This is a genomic window from Exiguobacterium aurantiacum, from assembly GCF_024362205.1.
Taxonomy (GTDB): Bacteria; Bacillota; Bacilli; order Exiguobacteriales; family Exiguobacteriaceae; genus Exiguobacterium; species Exiguobacterium aurantiacum_B.
The window spans coordinates 689,957-710,111 of record NZ_CP101462.1; the positions used below are offsets into that span (position 1 = coordinate 689,957).

The window sequence follows — 20,155 nt, forward strand, 5'->3', positions numbered from 1 at the left end:
GACTCAATCCTGAAAGGGGATTCCGGCATGAACTCCTTGCTCGCCTTCACAATCGTCATGCTCATCTGGACGATTAGCGACTACGTCTCGAAGAAGACGAAAGCACTCCTGTCGTCTCTGTTCGTCGCCTCGGTCATCTTTCTTATCGGCTTCAAGTCGGGCTTGTTCCCGGAAGATTTGTTGCCTTCATCATCGTTACTCACCCTCGGCCAGACGGTCGTCGGTCTCGTCATCGTCCACCTCGGGACACTCATCAGTCTCGATGAGTTCAAACGACAATGGAAGACGTTCGTCATCGGGGTGTCCGCTGTCCTCGGGATTGCTGCTTTCCTATATGGCATCGGACAGTTTTTCCTCAACACGAACTACGTGCTCAGTGCGATTGCGGCCATCAGCGGTGGGACGATTTCCATCATCCTCGTCCAAGACGCGGCGGTAAACGCTGGCCTCGTCTCAGTCGCCGTCTTCCCGGTGTTGATTGCGGCGACGCAAGGGTTGATCGGGTTTCCGCTCACCTCCATCATCCTACGGAAAGAAGCGCGTCGCATCCGGACGGCACATCGCGACGGCACGCTCGTCACACCGAAAGAGCATGCGGTCGTTCATGACGAGACGGACGATTCAATTTTACCGGCCGCATTTCATACGACGGCGGGGACGCTGTTCGTCATGGGGGTCGTCGTCCTGATTTCGACCGTCTTGAGCGGCTGGACGAACGGCTATTTGAACACGTTCGTCATCGCCTTGATTCTGGGAATCGTGTTGCGCCGCTTCAAGATTTTGAAAGCGAACGCGTTGAACGGGATTGACGCTTATGGTCTCATCATGATTGCGATTCTTCTCATCATCTTCGGTCCGCTCGCGACGCTGTCACCGAGTGCCTTGTTCGATTTGATCGTACCGATTACTATCTCATTTGTCCTCGGGGTATCTGGATTGCTGTTGTTCGCGCTTATCGTCGGACGCTTCCTCGGCTACTCGAAAGAGATGTCGATGGCAATCGGGTTGACGGCGCTGTACGGATTCCCGGGCACGCTCATCTTGAGCGAGGAGGCGGCGAAGAGTATCGGGGAGACGGAAGAGGAGGTGCATCTTATCGAGGATGAGATATTACCGAAAATGATTGTCGCCGGGTTCTCGACGGTGACGATCACATCCGTGTTTATCACGGGGATACTTGCTGCTTTCATTTATTAAGAAGGAGGAGACAACATGGCATTATCAACTGAACTAGGTAAAATCAAGCAACTCCACAATGCGGAGGCAGGAGTACTTAGTCTCTATTTGAGCACGAAACCGAGCGAACGCAACAAATGGGAGATCCACTTAAAAAACGAGTTGCGCCGGCTCGAGCAAGAAGTCGAAGCGAATGGGGACGAATCGAAACTGAAAGCGTTCAAACAGCTCCGGGAACGGGCCGAACACGAGATATTAAGCAATGAGCATAAACTGTTGCGCAGCATCGTCTTGTTCGCGGAAGGGAACGATGGACTGTTCGAATTGCATTTCCTTCAACTCGATGTCGACAACGAGTTTCATTATGGGGACAAACCGAATTTGGACCAGATTGAGAGACTTGACGCCGAGTTCCCGAACACCGGGATCTTGCTCGCTCAACTCGACAGCATCACGGCGTATGACACCCGACTTGGTGAAATCGAGGACGTCGTTGTATTCGACCTTGATTTAGACACCGACCAGTGGAGACGCTATCAAGGGCGAGGTGCGGGTGGTAAGGCTTCATCGAGCAGCCAAGTGGATCAATTCGACAGCCGGAAAGAAAACCAAATCCGTCAATTTTATCGGGACATTGCGGGAGAGATTCGCACGCTCCATAAACATCACAAGTGGAGTGAGGTCGTCATCATCGGGCAAGATCGGAGTGCGAACTTGTTAAAAGATGAACTCGGTCTCGACGTCGAGCGGGTCGTGAACCGGAACTTGGGACACGCCGAGGAAGAAGAAGTATTGCGGCGGGCGTTTGAAGCATGAACGAAGCGAGCGACTGCGGGTCGCTCGTTTTTCATTCGGCCCAGCGATTGTCTTGCGTGAACGAGATTGTCAGCCACTTCTCATACGGCAAGAACGCGAGCGCGTCCTCGATCTTCTGACGAATGCGGTCCTGTTCGGCAATCTTGTCATATCGATAGTCTTTCGGGACGACGAGGTCGATCTCGATGAACAGCATGTTGCCGGACTTGGTCGTCCGGACATACGTTTTCAACACGTCGTAGTGATGGGCGACTTGAAGGATGGTGAGCGTGATTTGTTTGCTGTATGGCGTCTCCGTGTTCATCCCAATCAACTCTTTGATGGCGGTCCACATCTCGATGAGTGGCGTCTTGACGAGCCAAAGCGTGATGATGATCAGCATGACCGGATCGACGTAAGGAGAGATGGCGTCGAACGACAGCCAGACGAGCACTTGGGCAATCAAATAGCCGACGAGTGCGCCGCCGGTCAAGATGAAGCTGAGTCGCCATTGGACGATCTCGGCACTGACGAGACCCGAGCTCGCCTTCATCTGGAACGTGCGCAAGTAGCGGAAGATGCCGTACGTCAACGCGGCGCTGATGGTCAAATAGATGAGAGCCCCGCCGAGGACGATTTCATTGCCGCCGCCACGGACGTCGTCGATGGCCCCGAGGAAGGCGTCGACGATGACGTACAAGAGGACGCCATACTGGAATAGGATGATGAGCGGTTCAATCAAACTTTTGCCGAACGGGAAGCGCTTGTCGGTCGTCAACATATAGACGCCGGCCCGAAGTGAAATCCAGCTCATAATGACACTTAGAAACGAATAAATCCCATCGAAGAGAATGAAGGCGGAAGACAGCCAATAACCGACGACGATTCCGGCGACGGCGAAAAAGAACGAGCAGACGACGGAGACGCGCAGGACGTAGCGCTCGAGTTGAGGGTCTTTCGGCATATGGTGGGCCTCCCTTGAATCAGATGAATGATGGCATATACTCCTATTTCCCACTTGTGGACAATCATATGTTTCGAACATACGGTGTCGCCAAAAAACACGCCTGACCTCATGAGAGGACAGGCGTGTTTGCATTATAGTGATTTGTAGCCGAGGAAATGAGGCCGCCACTGCGGGTCGTGGATCGAGTTGATTTGGAGCATCTCGCCACCCGCATGAATGAACGTCTCCTTGTCGAGCATGATGCCGATATGAGACGGTCCGTTGCGATACGTCCCGTGGAAGAAGATGATGTCGCCTCGTTTTCCGCTCGAAATATTCGTACGGCGGTTCTTGAAATGGTTGCTTTGCCAATAGCCGCTCACATTCGTCCGTCCGCCAATTTTGCCAGCTTGGTTGGTCGCGTAATGAATGAGTCCGGAACAGTCAAATCCTCCATTGAGTGGAGACTGGGAGCCCCATGTGTACGGCGTCCCAAGATGTTTGGCGGCGGCGGCAATCATGCGTTCGGCCTGCGTGTTGCCGCGTGACGCGAGTAACGGATCCGATTTCACGCGGATGTCCTGCTTCTTCACGTAAACCGGTCGCCAACTGTCTTGAATCAAATACGAATCACCATGAAGAGAGCGTGGATAGAGGCGACGATTTGTATCGAGGTAGCCGATTGGTTTCGTATCAAACGGGTTGGCATAAAATGGTGTCTGTTTGAACGTATAATAATGAGCTTTTACAGACACGGCTGATTTTTCAATGGCTTTTGGCTTCGTCGTCGCAATATAAGGATTCAAGACGTATACTTTTTTCCCGGATGCGAGCCGGACTTGCCAAAAGTCGGCGTCAATCGAACGAATTCCGACGAGCTTGGCGCCGCGCGCTAATTGGCCGGCTGGGCGCGTATAGGCGATATCGCTCGAAAAGTACGGTGTCCCGCTAAGTTGTGTGTAGAAGACGGTGCCAACTTTCGGTTTTGGGAGCGGCTTGTTTAGACTCAAGTACGCAGTGGCGACGAAGCGATAGCTCGTCCCGATTTTGACGCGTGTATAATAACCGCTCGTTCCATACGTCTCAATCAAGCGTCCACGGTTGAAATGAGCCACCTTTTTCGAGAATGTGGACGTGGTCTGATATACTTCGACGTCATCGAACTTGACGTAGCGTTTACCTGTCGCGTCATAGAGTGGCGGCTTCTTCGTGCTCGTTAGGCTAGTTGCGACAAAGCGATACTGTCCGCCCGTGAAGACGCGCGTGTACTTCCCGTATGTCCCATAAATGTTCACGAGTGATCCGCGCTTCAACGTCCCGATTTGTTTGAACGACTCGCTGTAAAGAGTGGCGTTTTTTGTGATGTAGCGTTGACCGGTCTTCAATGGGGCAGGTTTGGTCGTGCTCGTATGACTCGTTTGAACGAATCGATACTGTCCGCCTGTGAAGACGCGCGACCGACTCCCGACTTGTCCGTAAATACTGATGCGTTGACCTCGCTTGACCGTCCCGACACGAGTGGATTGGGTCGCATCGGCGTACAAGGACGTATCTTTTGAGATGTACCGTTCCGTCGTTTTGACGGGGCGACTTGAAAGCGCACGCGCCGGTACATAGCGATAGCGATCACCAGATTGAATCCGGAAATAGCCGTTCGTTTGTCCGAACACGGTAACGGTTTGTCCGAGTGGCAATTGACCCACGACGGGACCCGTACGCGGCGATGCATACAAGTCAGCCTTCGATTTCACATAACGTGTCTCCTTAAGAAGCGGAGGCGCCGTATCGGCAAGCGCAGCACGTTGGACGAATCGAGCCGTCTCGCCGACGACGCGCACGAGTGTGGCCTCGTCCCCTAAATCGTAGACGCTCACGGTCGCACCGTATGATAAAGACTCGACCGCATTCCCTGCTTCATCCAGTAGGTCCGTTTCAGCGATGACGGTTTTCGTGACCGGTTCGACGAGGACTTCGTTCGGGACGTACCCGGTTTGTTCACCTACTGATACGTGGGCGTGAGTATCGGACCGATCGAGAACGGTGACGGCTGTGCCTTTCAGTAACGTGACCAAGCTGTCGCTGTCTTCAATCGACACGAGGAGTGGGGTGTCGGCCTTGATCAAGCGTGTGGTCGCCTCTGCAGAGACGGAAGCCACCAATAAAAAACTGAATAAGAGAAGTAAACTGAATAAGCGTTTGTACATTATGTAGCACCTCAGGTCTATAGTTTCATCTGTTATTATATCGACTTGGAAAAGGGAAATGTTAGAAAATGAGGTGGGACATCGTATCTTCTCTCCGATTTGGCATGCTAGAATAACAAAAAGTAGGTAGAAAGCAGGGGGAACCATGAAATTTGTAGTCTTATTCGGTCCACAAGCCGTCGGCAAGATGACGGTCGGGCAAGAGCTCGCACGAATCACCGGCTTGAAGTTGTTCCATAACCATATGACGATCGACCTCGTCAGTCCGTTCTTCAGTTACGGCACGGACGAAGGCCGCCGCCTCGTCCAACTGTTTCGCCAGGAGTTGTTCGAAGCGGTCGCGACAAGTGACTTGGATGGGATGATTTTCACGTTCGTCTGGGCGTTCGATTTAGAAGAGGACTGGGCGTATATCAAACAAGTGACTGACCTGTTCGAATCGAACGGGGCAGACATCTACTACGTCGAGCTCGAGGCGGACATCGAGGAGCGCCTCATTCGCAACCAAACCGAGAACCGGCTAAGGCATAAGCCGACGAAGCGTGACATCGCCTGGTCGGAAGGTGAGTTGAAGCAGACGGCGACGTTATACCGATTGAACTCACGGGACGGGGAACTCGACGTCGACAACTACTTGCGCATCAACAACACACATCTCGATGCGGCGACGGTCGCCGAACGAATCAAACAACATTTCCAGCTATGACGAAAACGAGCCCCGTGAAGGAGCTCGTTTTTGTTATGCCCACCAGTCGGGACGTGGATAAGATTTGAGTAATTCTTTCTCGACGAGCCGTTCGGCGAGGTATGAGGTGACGCTTCGTAATGTATTATCCAAGTCTGCCGGATGGACCATGACTTCAATCGAGCCGCCCGATTGAATCGCGTCGAGTGTGTCAACAGAGACACCGGCGCCGTAGAATGCGTCACTGAACCGTTCGGTCACCCACAAATCCCGGCGTGCATCGAGTGTCGTTAAGGCCCGAAACGTTGTGCCATATTCTTCGGCGAGACGGATGATGACGTCTTGAATCGCCGGCCAGCCGTGGACGTGATGATGACTGTCGAGGTGATGGAGCGGTAGCCCCGTCGAGCGAAACGCCTCGATTTGCGCTTTCCATTCGAGATAGACGAGCTCCGGGTCTGGCGCCGTCTCGGTCAGAAAACGGTTCGTGTAGCGGAACGTCCCGTCTTCTTTCGTGAGCGGTGTGCTCGTCTCGGCGAGCGGGCGTCCCCAGGTCAAGGCAAGATGCACCCCGACGTGGAGGGTCGGATGCTGCTTTGCGAGCACTACAGCCTCTTCAACGGCGTGACCGTTCATGATCATCGTCGCCGAGTTGACGATTCCGTGGACGTGACTGTCGATGATGCCGCTGTTCACCCCGGTCGTCAGTCCGAAATCGTCGGCGTTGATCAAGACAAACGTTTTATGCATTTTGGACGAGACCGAGCGCTTGGTCGAGCACTTGGTCACCTTTCATGAGACCGTACGCCATGTTGTCGATGACGGCGACCGGTACCGATACCGACGACTTGATTTTGCCTTCGAGATAGCGGACTTGCGGTCCAATCAAGATGACGTCGACGTTCGTTTGTTCTTTGAGACGTGACTCTGGGATGGCGTCAATCGTGGCGTCTAAGCCGCGGTTTGCGGCCTCGGTACGCATTTTTTCAACAAGGATCGATGTCGACATGCCTGCCGAACAGACGAGTAAGATGTTCATTTCGTTTCCTCCAATCGATTGAGTCGAGTGATCATGTCGATCATCTCGATGGCGAGTTCTTTGACGGTCATCGCCGTCATAAGGTGGTCTTGGGCGTGGACGAGCAGAACGCTCATCTCACTTGACGTGCCGCGAGCTTCTTCTTGCAGGAGCTCCGTCTGCATTTTGTGTGCTTCGAGAAAGGCCGCATCGGCTTCCTTCATTTTCGCTTCGGCGATTTCCACTTCACCGCGTTTGGCGGCGGCGATCGCCTCGAACGCCGACGAGCGGGCGTTGCCGGCGTGCAAGATGATCATGAATGACAGTTGTTGCATCGTTTCAGTTTTCACGAAATTTTCTCTCCTTCTTTGGCAGCAGATTGGTTCTTATTGATTTCGGCCGTCATCGCCTTCGCTCCTGCCATGACGAACGGGATGTACATCGCTGTCGCAATCGTCAAGTTGACGAGTTGGAGCAAGACGCCGCGGACGCTACCGCCGGTGACGAGGTAACCGCTGATGATCGGTGGTGTCGTCCATGGCACGATGGCAACCGTTTTCGGTACCATACCGGTCGTCAAGGCGACGTACGATACGATGGTGAGCGTGACCGGGACCAAGATGAACGGGATCAACATGACCGGGTTCAACACGATTGGAAGACCGAAGATGACCGGTTCGTTAATGTTGAACAGTCCAGCCGGTGCCGACAGTTTCGCGACTTGATGGTACGGGTGATTGCGCTGCTTGCGGACGACGATGAAGATGGCGAGCAGAAGTGCGAACGTCGTACCCGATCCGCCCATGAAGACGAACGTATCGAGGAACGGCTTCGTGACCGTGAACGGGACGTCATACGCCGACGCACCCGCTTGGAACGCGGCCAAGTTTTGTTCGATGAGCGGCAGATAGATTGGCTCGATGACCGAACCGATGATGTTTGTGCCATGCAACCCGAAGAACCAAAGGATGTGGTTCAAGAAGGCGATGACGAGACCCGCCGCGAGCGAGTCGCCGAACCCTTGGAGCGGTTGTTGAATGACTTTGAAGATGACCTCAAAGATACTGAGCTCAATTTGGAGCGTCATGAACAACTGTACCGCAGCGACGAGCGTCAAGATGAGCATTGATGGGATGAGCGCCTGGAACGAACGCGTGACCCCGCCCGGAACTCCGTCCGGCATTTTGATCGTCAATTTCGTGTTGATGAGATAACGGAACAGCTCGGTGACGACGATGGAGACGATGATGGCGACGAACAACCCTTGCGCGCCGAGCCAGGCGAAGTTCAGTCCCCAGTCTTCGGTGACCGGGACGAGCATGATATACGACGCGACCGAGAGAATACCGGCAGCGAGCCCGTCGACCCCGTACGACCGGGCCAAGTTATAGCCGATCGAGAAGGCGACGAGCAGTCCTAATATGGCGAACGAGGCGGTCCAAATGTTGCCGCCGAGCCCTTGCCAGTTGCCTTCGCCGAAGGCGTTGTTCATCATGCCGACGAAGTCGAGCGAGAGGCCACCTAAGTTGATGGCAGGGAAGTTGTTGATGAGGACAGCGAGCGAGCCGACGATGATGAGCGGCATGACCGATACGAATCCGTCGCGGATGGCGACCAAGTGACGCTGGGAGCCGATGCGCCCAGCGATTTCGATAAATTTGTTCACGAGTAAACCTCCTTCTTGAATTGGGGTAAGTACGCTTCATGCGCATCGAACAGCTCACGGAGGAGCGGATCGATTTTTTTCTCATCTTGGATGAGCGGGTTCATCAAGCAGGCGAGATAGGCATCGTGGTACGAACCTGAAATGGCCGCTTGGATGGCGAGTTGTTCAAACGTCTTTAAATTGGTGATGAGTCCTTTGATCGGGAGCGGGAGTGAACCGATTGCGATCGGACGCGGTCCCGACTTCGTGATGACGGCGTTCACTTCGATGACGGCATCGTCCGGCAAGTCGCGAATCGTGCCGCGGTTCAACGTATTCACCGTCTGGATATCGCCGCGGTCGTTGTAAATCGAGTCCATCAAGTTGCAGGCGGCGTCCGAGTAATAGGCGCCTCCGCGTTGTTCGAGCTCTTCGGGCTTCACGTCGAGCTCGATGTCCTTGTACTTCTCGAACAGTTGTGTCTCGACTTGTTGCACGACCTCGGCTCGCGTTCCATTCTGTTCATAGGCGGCGAGGTCTTTCTCGAGCACGTCTTTCGTCTGGAAATAATACTGGTGGTACGGGTTCGGCAACATGCGGAGCGACTTCAAGAACGACTCGCTCCAACCGAGCCCGACGATGTTCGCCGGCGAATAATCGTTGCCGTCGTTCAAAGCTGCGAGCACGTCGTCCGTGCGGTCAATCCCGTCGACCCAGACGTGACGGCCGAAAACGAAATGGTTGAGTCCGATGAATTCGATGCCGACGCGTTCGACCGGCGTGTCTAAAATCTCGGCGACCGAGTTGCGCATGTTGAATGGGATGTTACAGACGCCGATGACCTTTTTATGGGCCGAATGCTTCAACACGGCCTCGGTGACGATGCCGGCCGGGTTCGTGAAGTTGACGAGCCAAGCGTCCGGGCAAATCTCGGCCATTTCGTTGGCGAGCTCGATCAAGACGGGAATCGTGCGGAACGCCTTGAACAAGCCGCCGGCACCGTTCGTCTCTTGGCCGATAAAGCCGTGTTTGAGCGGGATGCGTTCGTCGAGCGCACGTGCCGCGAGGCCACCGACACGAATCTGTGTTGAGACGAAGTCCGCCCCGTGCAGTGCCTCTTTTCGATCGAGTGTCCAACTGAGCGAGATATCCGCTCCTGCCTTTTGAATCATCCGTTCGGCGAGACGGCCGACGATGTCTAATTTGTCTCTCCCTTCCTCGATGTCGACGAGGACGATCTCCCGGACCGGGAACGTCGCTTGTCGCTGAATAAATCCTTCAATGATTTCGGGGGTATAACTCGAACCTCCACCGATGATGACAACCTTGACTGCCATAGTGCCAACTCCTCCTTTTGTGAAAGCGATTTCTTTTTGTTGTAACAAATATAACAAATGATACAACTTGTCGCAATATAAAAAGTACAAATAATACAAATTATTTTTTGTATTTGCATTTGTATGTTTCCTGTATCACAATAAAGGAAAGAAGGACGACAGAAGGGGTGACAGCATGTCGCAATCGACGCTTCAAACCGCAATCAAAGAAGAATTACTAGCCCGCATCAAGAGCGGCCATTATACAGAGGGAGAGAAATTCCCGACCGAATATGCCTTGTGCGAGGAGTTCGACGTCAGCCGGACGACCGTACGCGGTGCGCTCAACCAATTGACGACGGAAGGGTATCTCGTCCGCCAGCAAGGGCGCGGCACGTTCGTCGCCGGTAAAAAAGTACGACAGACGTTATCGCACACGCCAAACAACTACGCCGCCCAACTCGCCGTCCAAGGGAAGCGGGGGCAAGTATCGCTCATCGACTTGTCCGTCGTCTCAGCGACGAAACAACTTGCGGACGTGTTCACGGTCGAAGAGCAGGCACCGATTCAAAAGATCGAGCGAATTCGTCACGCCGACGGGGAGCCGACGCAGTACGAGGTATCGTTCATCCCGTGGCAGATTGCACCGGGCATCACGAAAGACCAGGCCGAGCACTCGCTCTTTCAGACGTTGTCGCAAGTGCACGACGTCCACGTCGCCAAGACGACGGAGGCGCTCGAGATCGCGCTCGCCGATGAGAAAGTGAGTGGGCTGCTCGACTGTCCGCTCGGCACACCGTGTTTCTATATCGAGACGGTGACCGAGGATGAGGTGGGACGAACAATCGAATATTCACGGTCCTACTTTAGAGGGGATAAGACGAGCTTCGTCATCGAGCGGAGCTACTCATGAAAAAACACGCCGAGATGGGCGTGTTTTTTTGTTGAAAGAATCCTATTCACGTTGCATACATATGAATATGTTTAGCCTGTGATATTGACGGATATATCTCATTCATTGAAACCAAGGGATATGTTGCGTAAAGTTGAAAATAGAGAGGTGGGGGTACGATGTTATTCAAAAAGAAAACAGCAGAAGAAGTGGCAGGATCGAAACGGTTTCACGTCAAGTTGACGGAACAACTGCCGGAACTCGGTCAAATCACCATCCTTGTCGACACGGCAACCGGCGTGAACTATATCCAGACGTGGGTTGGAACAGGTGGTGGCATCACACCGCTGCTTGATGCGAACGGTGATGTTGTCGTTGAGGAAGGGTACCGATCGTGATGTCACTCAGCACCAATCGGCTGACGTTACGGCGGGTGATAGCGGACGATGCGCCGCACCTGTTGGCGTATTTATCAAAACCCGAGGTCGTCCGCCATATGGGACTCGACCCATTCACGTCGTTAGAGGATGCGTTAGAAGAGATTGCCTGGTACGACTCAATTCTCGAGGGAGGGACAGGTGTCCGCTGGGGCATCACGTTGACCGGGCAAGATGAGGTCATCGGCAGTTGTGGATTTTTGAACGTCTCAGCGAAACACCGACGAGCCGAAATTGGGTTTGAGCTCAGCTCGGATCATTGGGGAAGAGGTATTGCTGGTGAGGCGCTCCGAGCGGTCGTTTATCATGGGTTCGCAAAACTCGGGTTCCATCGTATCGAGGCGCTCGTTGAACCGGCGAATACCGCGTCACAACAGCTCCTCGAGCGGGTCGGATTTACGCGAGAAGGGTTGCTGCGGGGGTATGAGTTCACACGTGGTAAGTACGACGATTTATATATGTATTCATTGCTTGAGACAGACAGCATGACATGATGGGAGGCGACGCCGATGCAGATTATCGAATTCAAGAACGTGAGTCATGGAGACATCTTACATAACGTGACGGGATATTTCCGGGCAGGACGGATCACGACGTTCGTCGGTCCGAGCGGGGCCGGCAAGACGACGTGTCTGAAACACATCAACGGCCTGTTATCACCGGACTCCGGCGCGATTTACTTCAAAGGGGAGAACATCGATTCGATCGATGTCATCGAGTTGCGTCAAAAAATCGGCATGGCGTTCCAAAGCGCACCGATGATCGATGGGACGGTGTATGACAACATGAACCTGCCGAAAGCCATCTTCGGCGAGACGCTCGAACGCGAGCGCGCAGCGGACCTATTGCAGAAAGTCGACTTGGGCAACATTTCGCTCGACCAACCGATCAAGACGTTGTCGGGTGGGGAACGCAGTCGCGTCGCGATCGCCCGGACGCTCGTCAACAAGCCGGACGTGCTGTTGTTGGACGAGATTACGGCGAGCCTCGACTATCGGACCGTAAAAGAGATTGAGCGGTTGATCGTGAGACTGCAAAAAGACTTCGGTGTCACCGTCGTTTGGATCACGCATGATTTGGACCAGGCCCGCCGTGTCAGCGATGACATGTGGTTCTTGCGGAACGGGGAACTGATCGAATTCGGCGACGCGACGTTCATCGACGAGTCGGACAATCCGATGATCGGTCGTTTCGTGAGGGGGGAAGAGCTATGACGTTCATCGAACTGATGACCTCATTGATTTTCGTCGCCATCCCGCTCGGTTTGGCGCTATTTTTGAAGCTCGGACTCGAACGCGACATCTTGATCGCGACGGTGCGGTCGATTGTTCAGTTGCTTATCATCGGTTATATTTTGACGTTCGTCTTCGAGAGCGACAGTCCGGTGTTCATGTTGCTCATGATTCTCTTGATGATCGGGGCGGCGACACAGAACATTATTAAAAAAGGGGACGGCATCCCCGGCATCACATGGATGATTCTTTTGACCCTCGTCACGGTCGAGACGCTGACGATGGGTCTCATGCTCGGGTTCGGCATCATCCCGTTTGAGCCGGAGAAAGTCATCCCAATCAGCGGTATGGTCATCGGGAACTGTATGGTATTGTCGCTTTTGTTCTTGAACAAGTTCAAAGACGAGGTCGAGCGGAGCGATGAAGTGATTGAGCTCATCCTATCGTTCGGCGGCACACCGAAAGCGGCAATCGAGCGCAGTTTGAAGAGCGCCATCCGCACGAGCATGATCCCGACCGTCGAGGCGCAGAAGACGATGGGGCTCGTCCAACTTCCGGGTATGATGAGCGGACTCATCATCGGCGGGGCCGATCCGATGGAAGCGGTGCTGTATCAATTGCTCATCTTGTTCCTCATTTTGACGACCGCGTCCATTTCGGCGGTCATGGTCGGCTATCTCGCGTATCCGCGCCTGTTCAACCAAAAACTTCAGTTCGTCGGGTTGACGGATCGAAAGGGGAAAACGACATGATTCAAGGCATTCATCACGTGCAAGTTACGATCCCGAAAGGGGAGGAGGAACGGGGGCGCGCGTTTTACTGCGGCGTGCTCGGTCTTCCAGAAATCGAGAAACCGGCGTCGCTTCAAGGACGGGGCGGGTTTTGGCTCGAGGTCGGCGACCAGAGCGTCCACGTCGGTACCGAGGACGGGTTTGACCGGCTGTCGACGAAAGGACACGTCGCTTATGCCGTGTCCGACTTGGCGGAGTGGGGACAGAAGCTTGAGGCGGAAGGGATCGAGCGGCTCACGGGTATCCCGATTCCCGGATTTGACCGGTTCGAGTTCCGTGACCCGTTTGGTAATCGGGTCGAGATGATTCAAGCGATTTAGACGAAAGGAGCGTCCATTTGATTGGACGCTCCTTTGCCATATGTTATGCCGGGACAATCGTGCCTTGATGGAACTTCATCTTCCATGTCCCGTCAATGTTGACCCAAATCGAACTGCGAAGCGCGGATTGCCCCGTCGTATGATTCTCGGTCCGATATGTGGCGAGGACGACGTCGTCCCGGATGACATCGAGCTTGAAATTGGTGAGCGTGATGTCAATCTCCCCGAGGTCCATCGTGTTCGTATCCTCTTCTCTGTAGAGAATCCGCCCCGAACTGCCGATTTCAAAAAAGTCTTCCGTCACCAAATCACGCAATCGTTCCGGCGACGTTCTTACCGTCGACGTCAACAACAGTCGTTCTTTTTCTTCAATCAACGGTGCAAGCATATGCGCCACTCCTTCCTGGATGACCGCTATCCGTGTACCGTATTCGTTTTCCCGAAATTCATGACGATGACACCAACGACGATGATGATCAGGCCGATGCTGTTCAACGTCGACAGCACTTCCCCGTACAAGAACACACCAATCAGCCCGGTTGCGACCGTGCCAAGCCCGGCCCAGACGCTATAGGCGATGCTGAGCGGAATGGTTTTCAAGACGATGCCCATCAACGTGAACGAGATGGCAAAACTCACAAGTAACACCAGGCTCGGAAGCAAGTTCGAAAAGCCGTCCGACAGCTTCAACATCGACGTCCCGAGTACTTCGAACGCGATCGATAATAGTAAGATTCCATAGGATTTCATAGCTTGCCTCCTTATAGTTTCATCAATACAAGTCCGACGATGACGAGCCCGATGCCGATGACAGTCTGAATCCGGACTTGTTCCTTGAAGACGAGGAAGCCAATCAACGCCGTCGCAGCCGTGCCGACCCCGCTCCAAAATGCATAGGCGAAACTGAGTGGGATGGATAATAGGGCGAGCGACAACAAGTAAAAAGCCGTCACGTAACCGAAGGCGACACCGAGAACGGGCAGGCGACTTGTTGTCATCGCGTTCAGCTTCAACATGCTCGAACCGAACAGTTCAGAGACGATGGCACCGACGAGATACACGAAGCCCATGTTACGATTCTCCTTTTGACAGCACGTCGCACTTTTGTCGGATGATGCGGGGGGCACGGTCTTTGAACGCAGCGCTATAGCCGTATGTCAACGCGAACCAAAACCCGTCGCAGAGTAGTCGAAGCTCGAGCACGCAATCAGCATCTGGACCATCCGCGGCGAACTGTTCATCCCATCGTTTGGCGGCGTCATTCCAAAGCTTTCCGCTCGTATCTTCTTGGGATGAGATGAAGACGGCAATCAAGTCGGCATCACCATCGCTATAATCGAGCGTCGCGAGGGCGTAGGCGCGTGTGAACGGATAAGGACCATCCAACCCGGTTTGATGATGGACGATCCGATTTTCAAATTCATCGAGTGCCATTCTATTCATCTGCTGCAACAGGTTGGCCTTGCTTTCAAAGTGGTATAAGACGCCACCTTTCGTGATACCGGCGCGTTTGGCTAAGTGGTCCATCGACAGTTGTTGAATGCCCTCGGTTTGAATGATCTGTGCGGCGGTCCGCAGTAACAATTGTTTTTTACTCATGTGTGCCCTCCTTACTGTACTGAACGGTCAGTATAGTGAGCGTATCAGACTAGAGTTGGGTTGTCGAGATGAATACATGAATGGGATAATTAGGAAAAGGGGGGAGAGATGATGGGTTCACATTTGATGCATCTCGTCATCGCGAATGAGGTGTTGGCGCATTTGACAGATGTCGATCGCACGGCTTTTTTGTTGGGAAATCTTGCGCCCGATGCGACGACTTCTAAACAAAACACCCACTATTACGCGGGACGGCATGAGGATATGACAAGACGGCTCGATCTTGATCAATATTGGGTGGACAGTGCGGACGAGAATCAATCGTTCCGCCTCGGCTATTATTGCCATCTCGTCGCGGACGAGATTTGGTTGCAGGGGTTTTATAAAGCCTGGCTCAAACAGGTCATCACGCAACACCCAGAAACAAAGGTGATGTATTACGCTGATTTTGATGCATACAACGCTCGTTTAGGGCAACGATTGGACGGTTTCGATTTCGACGTGTTAACCGATGCCGCACAAGGCGAGCTGCTGGCACTGATCCTCAAAATCAAACAAGATGCGAAGGCGAAAGAGGAAGGGACGTACACGATGTTTTTGCCACACCAGTTCGATGGCTACGTCGAGACGTGCATCCTTCGTTGTCGACAGATGGTCCAACAGAAGAGTGGGGTGATTACATGATTCGACGTCACTATGCGCCGCTCTACGTGACGTTTGGACTTTCAATCCTGACAATCGTGGCGCTGTTCACTGTGAACGCTCGCTTTTTTCCCGATTTGGATTTGATGACGGCTATTTGGGTCTACATTGCCTTAGATGTCGCCCTGATTGCCACATTGATTTGGGGCCTATTCTCAAAAGACAAGACGGTACGCGTGTTCAGCCTCGTTGGGAATCTTGGATTGATCGTGCCGCTATCGATTTGGATTTTTTTGTTGTTGCTCGCTAACGGGATTTCGGAAGCGTGATCGGACAAATGAGAATGTATATTTACTTAGAAAGTGGACAGGCGTTCCGCTTTCTTTTTTTGTTGGCATTAGATAGAAAGAATAATATTTCCATTCCCAATTTGAAAATTTGGCATTGCACAACCTTTTTTTGTTTGTTATGCTTCTCAATGAAAACGACAATGATAATCATTATCACTGAGAAGGTGTCGCTGTTCCATACATAAACGATAATCATGAACACGATGCGATTCGACTGAGAAGGTTGTCATTCAAAAACAGATATACAGGGAGATGGAAAGAATGGGGAAATGGAAAGCAGCAGTCATGCTCACATCACTCGTCTTCACGCTAGCCGCATGCGGCAGCACGGACGAGACGAAAGACACAGGAAGTGCGGAAGCGGAAACGGCACCCAAGACGGTTGAAATCACGGATGCACATGGCACGATTGAAGTGCCGATCAACCCGGAGAAGGTCGTCGCTCTCGACAACCGAACATTCGAGACGCTCTCAGATTGGGGCATCGACTTGGTGGCGGCACCAATCGGATTGATTCCAGCGGACTTGCCTTATAAAAACGATAAAGACATCGTAGACGTTGGGATGCACAATGAGCCGAACCTCGAAGCGATCGCCGGTGTAGATCCGGATGTCGTCATCGTCGGACAACGATTCGCCGACTACTACGAAGACATTAAAAAATTGGTCCCGGAAGCGGCCGTCATCAACTTGGACATCGAGCTCCCCGAAGATGCGGGTACGCCAGGTGAGATTTTGGTGGAGGGTTTTGAGACGACGACGCGTTCACTCGGTCAAATCTTTGAAAAAGAAACGGAAGCAGATGAGCTCATCGCTAGTTTTGAAGCATCAATCGATAGTGTGAAAGAGGCATACGATAGTGAAGACAAGGTGATGTCAGTCATCGTTTCAGGCGGCGATATCGGATTCTCGGCGCCGAACACAGGTCGTGTCTTCGGACCGATGTATGACATCTTTGACTGGACACCTGCCCTCGAAGTAGCGAAAACGACAGGGGACCACCAAGGGGATGAGGTATCGGTTGAAGCGATTGCGGAGAGTGATCCAGATTGGTTGCTCGTTCTCGACCGTGATGCGGCGATTACAAGTATGGAAGACGCTGTACCTGCAGCGGACGTGATCGACAACGCACCGGCACTCCAAAAAACGAAAGCCGTGACAGACGAAAAAATCGTGTATGCGCCGAACGATACGTACATCAACGAGTCGATTCAAACTTATTCTGAACTATTTAACGACATCGCAGCCGCGCTTTCGAAGTAAGGGAGTCACGTTGTGCAAAAACCAATGACAGCAAGGGTTGAGACATTGTCTCAGCCCTCCTTTTCTAACATATGGACGAAGTCCTTTATCGGAGCGGTGCTCGTTGTGCTCATGTTGGCGGGCCTTTCGCTCGTGACCGGCGTCTATGACATTCGTCAAGAAGGCGGGTCGGACATGTTTTGGATCACCCGCGTTCCGCGCACGGTCGCCATCATGTTGACCGGTGCCGCCATGGCGATGTCAGGGCTCGTTATGCAACTAATCACGCAAAACCGTCTCGTCGAACCGACGACGACCGGGACACTCGAATGGGCGGGGCTCGGTCTGCTCGCGGTGTATCTGCTCGTCCCGGCACCGACGCTCATGATGCGGATGACGGGGGCGATTGTCTTCTCATTCATCGGGACGATGGTCTTCTTCTGGTTCCTGCGTTCGGTCAAACTCCGCTCGTCGTTGATTGTCCCAATTATCGGACTCATGCTCGGGGCGGTCGTCTCGGCCGTGTCGACGTTTCTCGGTTTATTTTTTCAAGCGAGTCAGACAATCGAAGGTTGGTTCGTCGGATCGTTCGCATCGGTGCAGATTGGACGATACGAATACTTGTGGCTCATTATTCTCGTCACATTCTTCATCTTCATCCTCGCGAACCGCTTGACGCTTGCTGGACTCGGAGAAGACATCGCGACGAGCCTCGGCGTCAACTATAGCCGTTTGATTTTGATGGCGACGGGACTGATCGCACTCGCGGTCGGGGTCGTGGCGACGGTCATCGGCAACCTGCCGTTTCTCGGACTGATCGTCCCGAACATCGTCTCGATGTTTCGCGGGGACGACCTCCGTAGCAACTTGCCGTGGGTATGCGTCATCGGGATGGGAACGGTCCTCGTCAGCGACTTGATTTCTCGGACGATTATCATGCCGTTCGAATTGCCGGTATCGCTCATTCTCGGAACAATGGGGTCAATCGTATTTATCGTGATTCTCTTGAGACAACGTAAGACGGGAGGGGTACGATGAGCACACTTATTGAAAATAAGACGAAGCAACGAGAAGCGTATGACGTGGATGGTCGATCCGTGCATACGGAAGAACGGTGCGCGACGGCGTTTCGTTCCAAACGAGAACAGCGCCGTTATTGGCTGTTCCTTGCCTTCTTCATTGTCGGGGGATTGCTTTGTGCGTTCGGATTACTCGTCTATAACAACCCGGTCCCGTTCGACTCGCCGTCGTTCGTCCCGGTCGTCGAGCGTCGGGTCGTCGCCGTCATCACGATGGCGATTGCCGCGCTCTGTCAAAGCTTGGCGACGGTCGCGTTCCATTCAGTGACGAACAATCGCATCATCACGCCATCATTGCTCGGATTCGACGCGCTCTACTCGACGATTCAGACGAGTATGATCTTCTTCTTCGGCGCGGGTGCGCTGATCGGTTTTTCGGGGACGGGTGCGTTTTTGACCCAGGTCGGCCTCATGGTGCTCATGAGTTTGCTCTTGTACGGCTGGCTCTTGTCAGGAAAATACGGCAACCTGCAACTGATGCTTCTCGTCGGAATTATCATCGGGACGGGATTGAATTCGGTGTCCTCGTTCATGCGACGCATGCTTGCTCCATCCGAGTTCGACGTCCTGCAGGCCCGTCTGTTCGGATCGGTGATGCATGCCGATGCCGCCTACTTCCCAATCGTCATTCCGATTGTGATTGTCGTCGGGACGTTGTTGTATAGTTTCTCCAATCGCTTGAACGTCGTCGCACTCGGGAAAGACGTGGCGACATCGTTCGGGGTGAACCATCGCCGTAGTGTCATCTTTACGCTCGTCTTAATCTCGCTTCTCATGTCGGTATCGACGGCGCTGATTGGACCGTTGACGTTCTTCGGATTCTTGGTGGCGACGCTCAGTTATCAAGTGGCAGCGACGTACGACCATAAGTATGTATTTCCGATGGCATTCGCACTTGGTTTCTTCGTTCTGACGAGCGCGTATTTCTTTATGTATCACATTCTCAATACACCGAGTGTCGTGTCCGTCATCATCGAACTGTTCGGCGGCGTGATTTTCTTAGCGGTGATTTTAAGGAAGAGGTCGCTATGATTCAACTTGAACAAGTACAAAAATCATATTCCGATGATGTTCAAATCGGACCAATCAATCTCGACATCCCGAAGGCGGGATTCACCTCGTTGATCGGACCAAACGGGGCTGGGAAATCAACGACGCTCATGATGATTGGCCGTTTGCTCGATTTAGACGCGGGTCAAATCCAGGTCGCCGGGATGGACGTGTCGAGCGCAAAATCAAAAGACTTGGCGAAAATCGTCACGATTTTACGGCAAGAGAACCATTTCGTGACGCGTCTCACCGTCCGTCAGCTCGCCGGCTTTGGACGCTTTCCATACTCGAGAGGGCGGTTGACGCAAGAGGACGAACGGATCATCTCGAAATATATCGACTTCCTCGACTTGACGGAGCTCGAGCATCGCTATCTCGATGAACTATCAGGCGGTCAACGCCAACGAGCGTATGTCGCGATGGTGCTCTGTCAGGAGACGGAATACGTGCTCCTCGATGAGCCGCTCAACAACCTCGATATCGCTCGCTCGGTCCAGATGATGGAATACTTGCGTCACGTCGCCGACGAGTTCGGACGGACGATTGTCACGGTGCTCCATGACATCAACTTCGCAGCGAAATATTCGGACCGCATCTGTGCGATGAAAGACGGGAACATCGCCGCCTTCGGTACGGTCGAGGAGATCATGGATGCAGACATCCTATCTGACATTTTTGAGACGAAACTGGAGATTATTCAAGGACCGTATGGACCGATCGCGGTCTATTAATAGAA

Annotated in this window: 26 protein-coding genes; 15 read left to right on the forward strand and 11 right to left on the reverse strand. The window is 53.2% G+C overall.

Annotated elements, in window-relative coordinates:
- Window positions 1-27 precede the first annotated feature (27 nt).
- Together NMQ00_RS03650 and NMQ00_RS03655 are read left to right on the forward strand one after the other, a co-directional pair.
- On the forward strand, window positions 28-1,197 hold the full coding sequence (locus NMQ00_RS03650) for a hypothetical protein (RefSeq protein WP_255177976.1): 1,170 nt from the start codon (window positions 28-30) through the stop codon (window positions 1,195-1,197).
- 15 nt (window positions 1,198-1,212) lie between these two features.
- A complete protein-coding gene (locus tag NMQ00_RS03655) occupies window positions 1,213-1,992 on the forward strand; it encodes a VLRF1 family aeRF1-type release factor (protein WP_255177977.1) in 780 nt (259 codons plus the stop codon).
- Between the two features lie 31 nt (window positions 1,993-2,023).
- Here NMQ00_RS03655 and NMQ00_RS03660 read toward each other — a convergent pair whose 3' ends face one another.
- Together NMQ00_RS03660 and NMQ00_RS03665 are read right to left on the reverse strand one after the other, a co-directional pair.
- A complete protein-coding gene (locus NMQ00_RS03660) occupies window positions 2,024-2,935 on the reverse strand; it encodes a cation diffusion facilitator family transporter (protein ID WP_255177978.1) in 912 nt (303 codons plus the stop codon).
- A gap of 134 nt (window positions 2,936-3,069) precedes the next feature.
- Window positions 3,070-5,121 (reverse strand): C40 family peptidase, encoded by a 2,052-nt coding sequence (locus NMQ00_RS03665; protein WP_255177979.1) that lies wholly within the window; start codon window positions 5,119-5,121, stop codon window positions 3,070-3,072.
- Window positions 5,122-5,266: 145 nt separating this feature from the next.
- On the opposite strand from NMQ00_RS03665, the gene NMQ00_RS03670 reads away from it, so the two are divergent.
- A complete protein-coding gene (locus NMQ00_RS03670) occupies window positions 5,267-5,827 on the forward strand; it encodes an AAA family ATPase (protein WP_255177980.1) in 561 nt (186 codons plus the stop codon).
- Between the two features lie 33 nt (window positions 5,828-5,860).
- Here the strand turns inward: NMQ00_RS03670 and NMQ00_RS03675 are convergent, their stop codons facing one another.
- Genes NMQ00_RS03675 through NMQ00_RS03695 form a run of 5 tightly spaced genes read right to left on the reverse strand, consistent with a single transcriptional unit; the run spans window position 5,861 to window position 9,806 of the window.
- On the reverse strand, window positions 5,861-6,556 hold the full coding sequence (locus tag NMQ00_RS03675) for a ChbG/HpnK family deacetylase (protein ID WP_255177981.1): 696 nt from the start codon (window positions 6,554-6,556) through the stop codon (window positions 5,861-5,863).
- A complete protein-coding gene (locus NMQ00_RS03680; protein ID WP_255177982.1) occupies window positions 6,549-6,845 on the reverse strand; it encodes a PTS sugar transporter subunit IIB in 297 nt (98 codons plus the stop codon). Before NMQ00_RS03680 ends, NMQ00_RS03675 begins: the two co-directional genes overlap by 8 nt.
- The gene (locus tag NMQ00_RS03685; RefSeq protein WP_303826619.1) at window positions 6,842-7,174 is read right to left on the reverse strand and encodes a PTS lactose/cellobiose transporter subunit IIA; all 333 of its coding nucleotides are present in this window, start codon (window positions 7,172-7,174) and stop codon (window positions 6,842-6,844) included. The genes NMQ00_RS03680 and NMQ00_RS03685 overlap by 4 nt, the downstream gene beginning before the upstream one ends.
- Window positions 7,171-8,490, reverse strand: coding sequence for a PTS cellobiose transporter subunit IIC (gene celB / locus NMQ00_RS03690; RefSeq protein ID WP_255177983.1), 1,320 nt, complete (start codon window positions 8,488-8,490; stop codon window positions 7,171-7,173). Before celB ends, NMQ00_RS03685 begins: the two co-directional genes overlap by 4 nt.
- Window positions 8,487-9,806: a 6-phospho-beta-glucosidase gene (locus tag NMQ00_RS03695; protein WP_255177984.1), complete on the reverse strand. Its 1,320-nt coding sequence runs from the start codon at window positions 9,804-9,806 to the stop codon at window positions 8,487-8,489. Before NMQ00_RS03695 ends, celB begins: the two co-directional genes overlap by 4 nt.
- 175 nt (window positions 9,807-9,981) lie before the next feature.
- On the opposite strand from NMQ00_RS03695, the gene NMQ00_RS03700 reads away from it, so the two are divergent.
- The 6 genes from NMQ00_RS03700 (at window position 9,982) to NMQ00_RS03725 (ending at window position 13,457) form a co-directional block, all read left to right on the forward strand.
- Window positions 9,982-10,698 (forward strand): GntR family transcriptional regulator, encoded by a 717-nt coding sequence (locus tag NMQ00_RS03700; protein ID WP_255177985.1) that lies wholly within the window; start codon window positions 9,982-9,984, stop codon window positions 10,696-10,698.
- A gap of 158 nt (window positions 10,699-10,856) precedes the next feature.
- Window positions 10,857-11,075, forward strand: a complete 219-nt coding sequence (locus tag NMQ00_RS03705) for a DUF6440 family protein (RefSeq protein ID WP_255177986.1) — start codon at window positions 10,857-10,859, stop codon at window positions 11,073-11,075.
- Window positions 11,075-11,608, forward strand: a complete 534-nt coding sequence (locus NMQ00_RS03710) for a GNAT family N-acetyltransferase (RefSeq protein ID WP_255178671.1) — start codon at window positions 11,075-11,077, stop codon at window positions 11,606-11,608. Before NMQ00_RS03705 ends, NMQ00_RS03710 begins: the two co-directional genes overlap by 1 nt.
- Before the next feature lie 15 nt (window positions 11,609-11,623).
- Window positions 11,624-12,328 (forward strand): ABC transporter ATP-binding protein, encoded by a 705-nt coding sequence (locus NMQ00_RS03715; protein ID WP_255177987.1) that lies wholly within the window; start codon window positions 11,624-11,626, stop codon window positions 12,326-12,328.
- Window positions 12,325-13,098: an ABC transporter permease gene (locus tag NMQ00_RS03720; RefSeq protein WP_255177988.1), complete on the forward strand. Its 774-nt coding sequence runs from the start codon at window positions 12,325-12,327 to the stop codon at window positions 13,096-13,098. The genes NMQ00_RS03715 and NMQ00_RS03720 overlap by 4 nt, the downstream gene beginning before the upstream one ends.
- On the forward strand, window positions 13,095-13,457 hold the full coding sequence (locus NMQ00_RS03725) for a VOC family protein (protein ID WP_255177989.1): 363 nt from the start codon (window positions 13,095-13,097) through the stop codon (window positions 13,455-13,457). Before NMQ00_RS03720 ends, NMQ00_RS03725 begins: the two co-directional genes overlap by 4 nt.
- A 43-nt stretch (window positions 13,458-13,500) precedes the next feature.
- On the opposite strand, the gene NMQ00_RS03730 is transcribed toward NMQ00_RS03725, so the two are convergent.
- Genes NMQ00_RS03730 through NMQ00_RS03745 form a run of 4 tightly spaced genes read right to left on the reverse strand, consistent with a single transcriptional unit; the run spans window position 13,501 to window position 15,056 of the window.
- Window positions 13,501-13,845, reverse strand: a complete 345-nt coding sequence (locus tag NMQ00_RS03730) for a nuclear transport factor 2 family protein (protein ID WP_255177990.1) — start codon at window positions 13,843-13,845, stop codon at window positions 13,501-13,503.
- A 26-nt stretch (window positions 13,846-13,871) separates the two neighbouring features.
- Window positions 13,872-14,207, reverse strand: coding sequence for a DMT family transporter (locus tag NMQ00_RS03735; protein ID WP_255177991.1), 336 nt, complete (start codon window positions 14,205-14,207; stop codon window positions 13,872-13,874).
- An 11-nt stretch (window positions 14,208-14,218) separates the two neighbouring features.
- Window positions 14,219-14,527, reverse strand: coding sequence for a DMT family transporter (locus NMQ00_RS03740; RefSeq protein ID WP_255177992.1), 309 nt, complete (start codon window positions 14,525-14,527; stop codon window positions 14,219-14,221).
- Between the two features lies 1 nt (window position 14,528).
- The gene (locus NMQ00_RS03745; RefSeq protein WP_255177993.1) at window positions 14,529-15,056 is read right to left on the reverse strand and encodes a TetR/AcrR family transcriptional regulator; all 528 of its coding nucleotides are present in this window, start codon (window positions 15,054-15,056) and stop codon (window positions 14,529-14,531) included.
- A 111-nt stretch (window positions 15,057-15,167) separates the two neighbouring features.
- On the opposite strand from NMQ00_RS03745, the gene NMQ00_RS03750 reads away from it, so the two are divergent.
- From NMQ00_RS03750 to NMQ00_RS03775, 6 genes are all read left to right on the forward strand, one after another.
- Window positions 15,168-15,740 carry a zinc dependent phospholipase C family protein gene (locus NMQ00_RS03750; RefSeq protein WP_255177994.1) on the forward strand — a complete coding sequence of 191 codons (573 nt, stop codon included), beginning with the start codon at window positions 15,168-15,170 and terminating at the stop codon, window positions 15,738-15,740.
- Window positions 15,737-16,027 carry a hypothetical protein gene (locus NMQ00_RS03755; RefSeq protein ID WP_255177995.1) on the forward strand — a complete coding sequence of 97 codons (291 nt, stop codon included), beginning with the start codon at window positions 15,737-15,739 and terminating at the stop codon, window positions 16,025-16,027. The genes NMQ00_RS03750 and NMQ00_RS03755 overlap by 4 nt, the downstream gene beginning before the upstream one ends.
- A gap of 282 nt (window positions 16,028-16,309) precedes the next feature.
- Window positions 16,310-17,311: a siderophore ABC transporter substrate-binding protein gene (locus NMQ00_RS03760; protein ID WP_255177996.1), complete on the forward strand. Its 1,002-nt coding sequence runs from the start codon at window positions 16,310-16,312 to the stop codon at window positions 17,309-17,311.
- Between the two features lie 24 nt (window positions 17,312-17,335).
- On the forward strand, window positions 17,336-18,328 hold the full coding sequence (locus NMQ00_RS03765) for an ABC transporter permease (RefSeq protein WP_441294613.1): 993 nt from the start codon (window positions 17,336-17,338) through the stop codon (window positions 18,326-18,328).
- The gene (locus tag NMQ00_RS03770) at window positions 18,325-19,401 is read left to right on the forward strand and encodes an iron chelate uptake ABC transporter family permease subunit (RefSeq protein WP_255177998.1); all 1,077 of its coding nucleotides are present in this window, start codon (window positions 18,325-18,327) and stop codon (window positions 19,399-19,401) included. The genes NMQ00_RS03765 and NMQ00_RS03770 overlap by 4 nt, the downstream gene beginning before the upstream one ends.
- Window positions 19,398-20,150, forward strand: coding sequence for an iron ABC transporter ATP-binding protein (locus NMQ00_RS03775; protein ID WP_255177999.1), 753 nt, complete (start codon window positions 19,398-19,400; stop codon window positions 20,148-20,150). Before NMQ00_RS03770 ends, NMQ00_RS03775 begins: the two co-directional genes overlap by 4 nt.
- Window positions 20,151-20,155 lie beyond the last annotated feature (5 nt).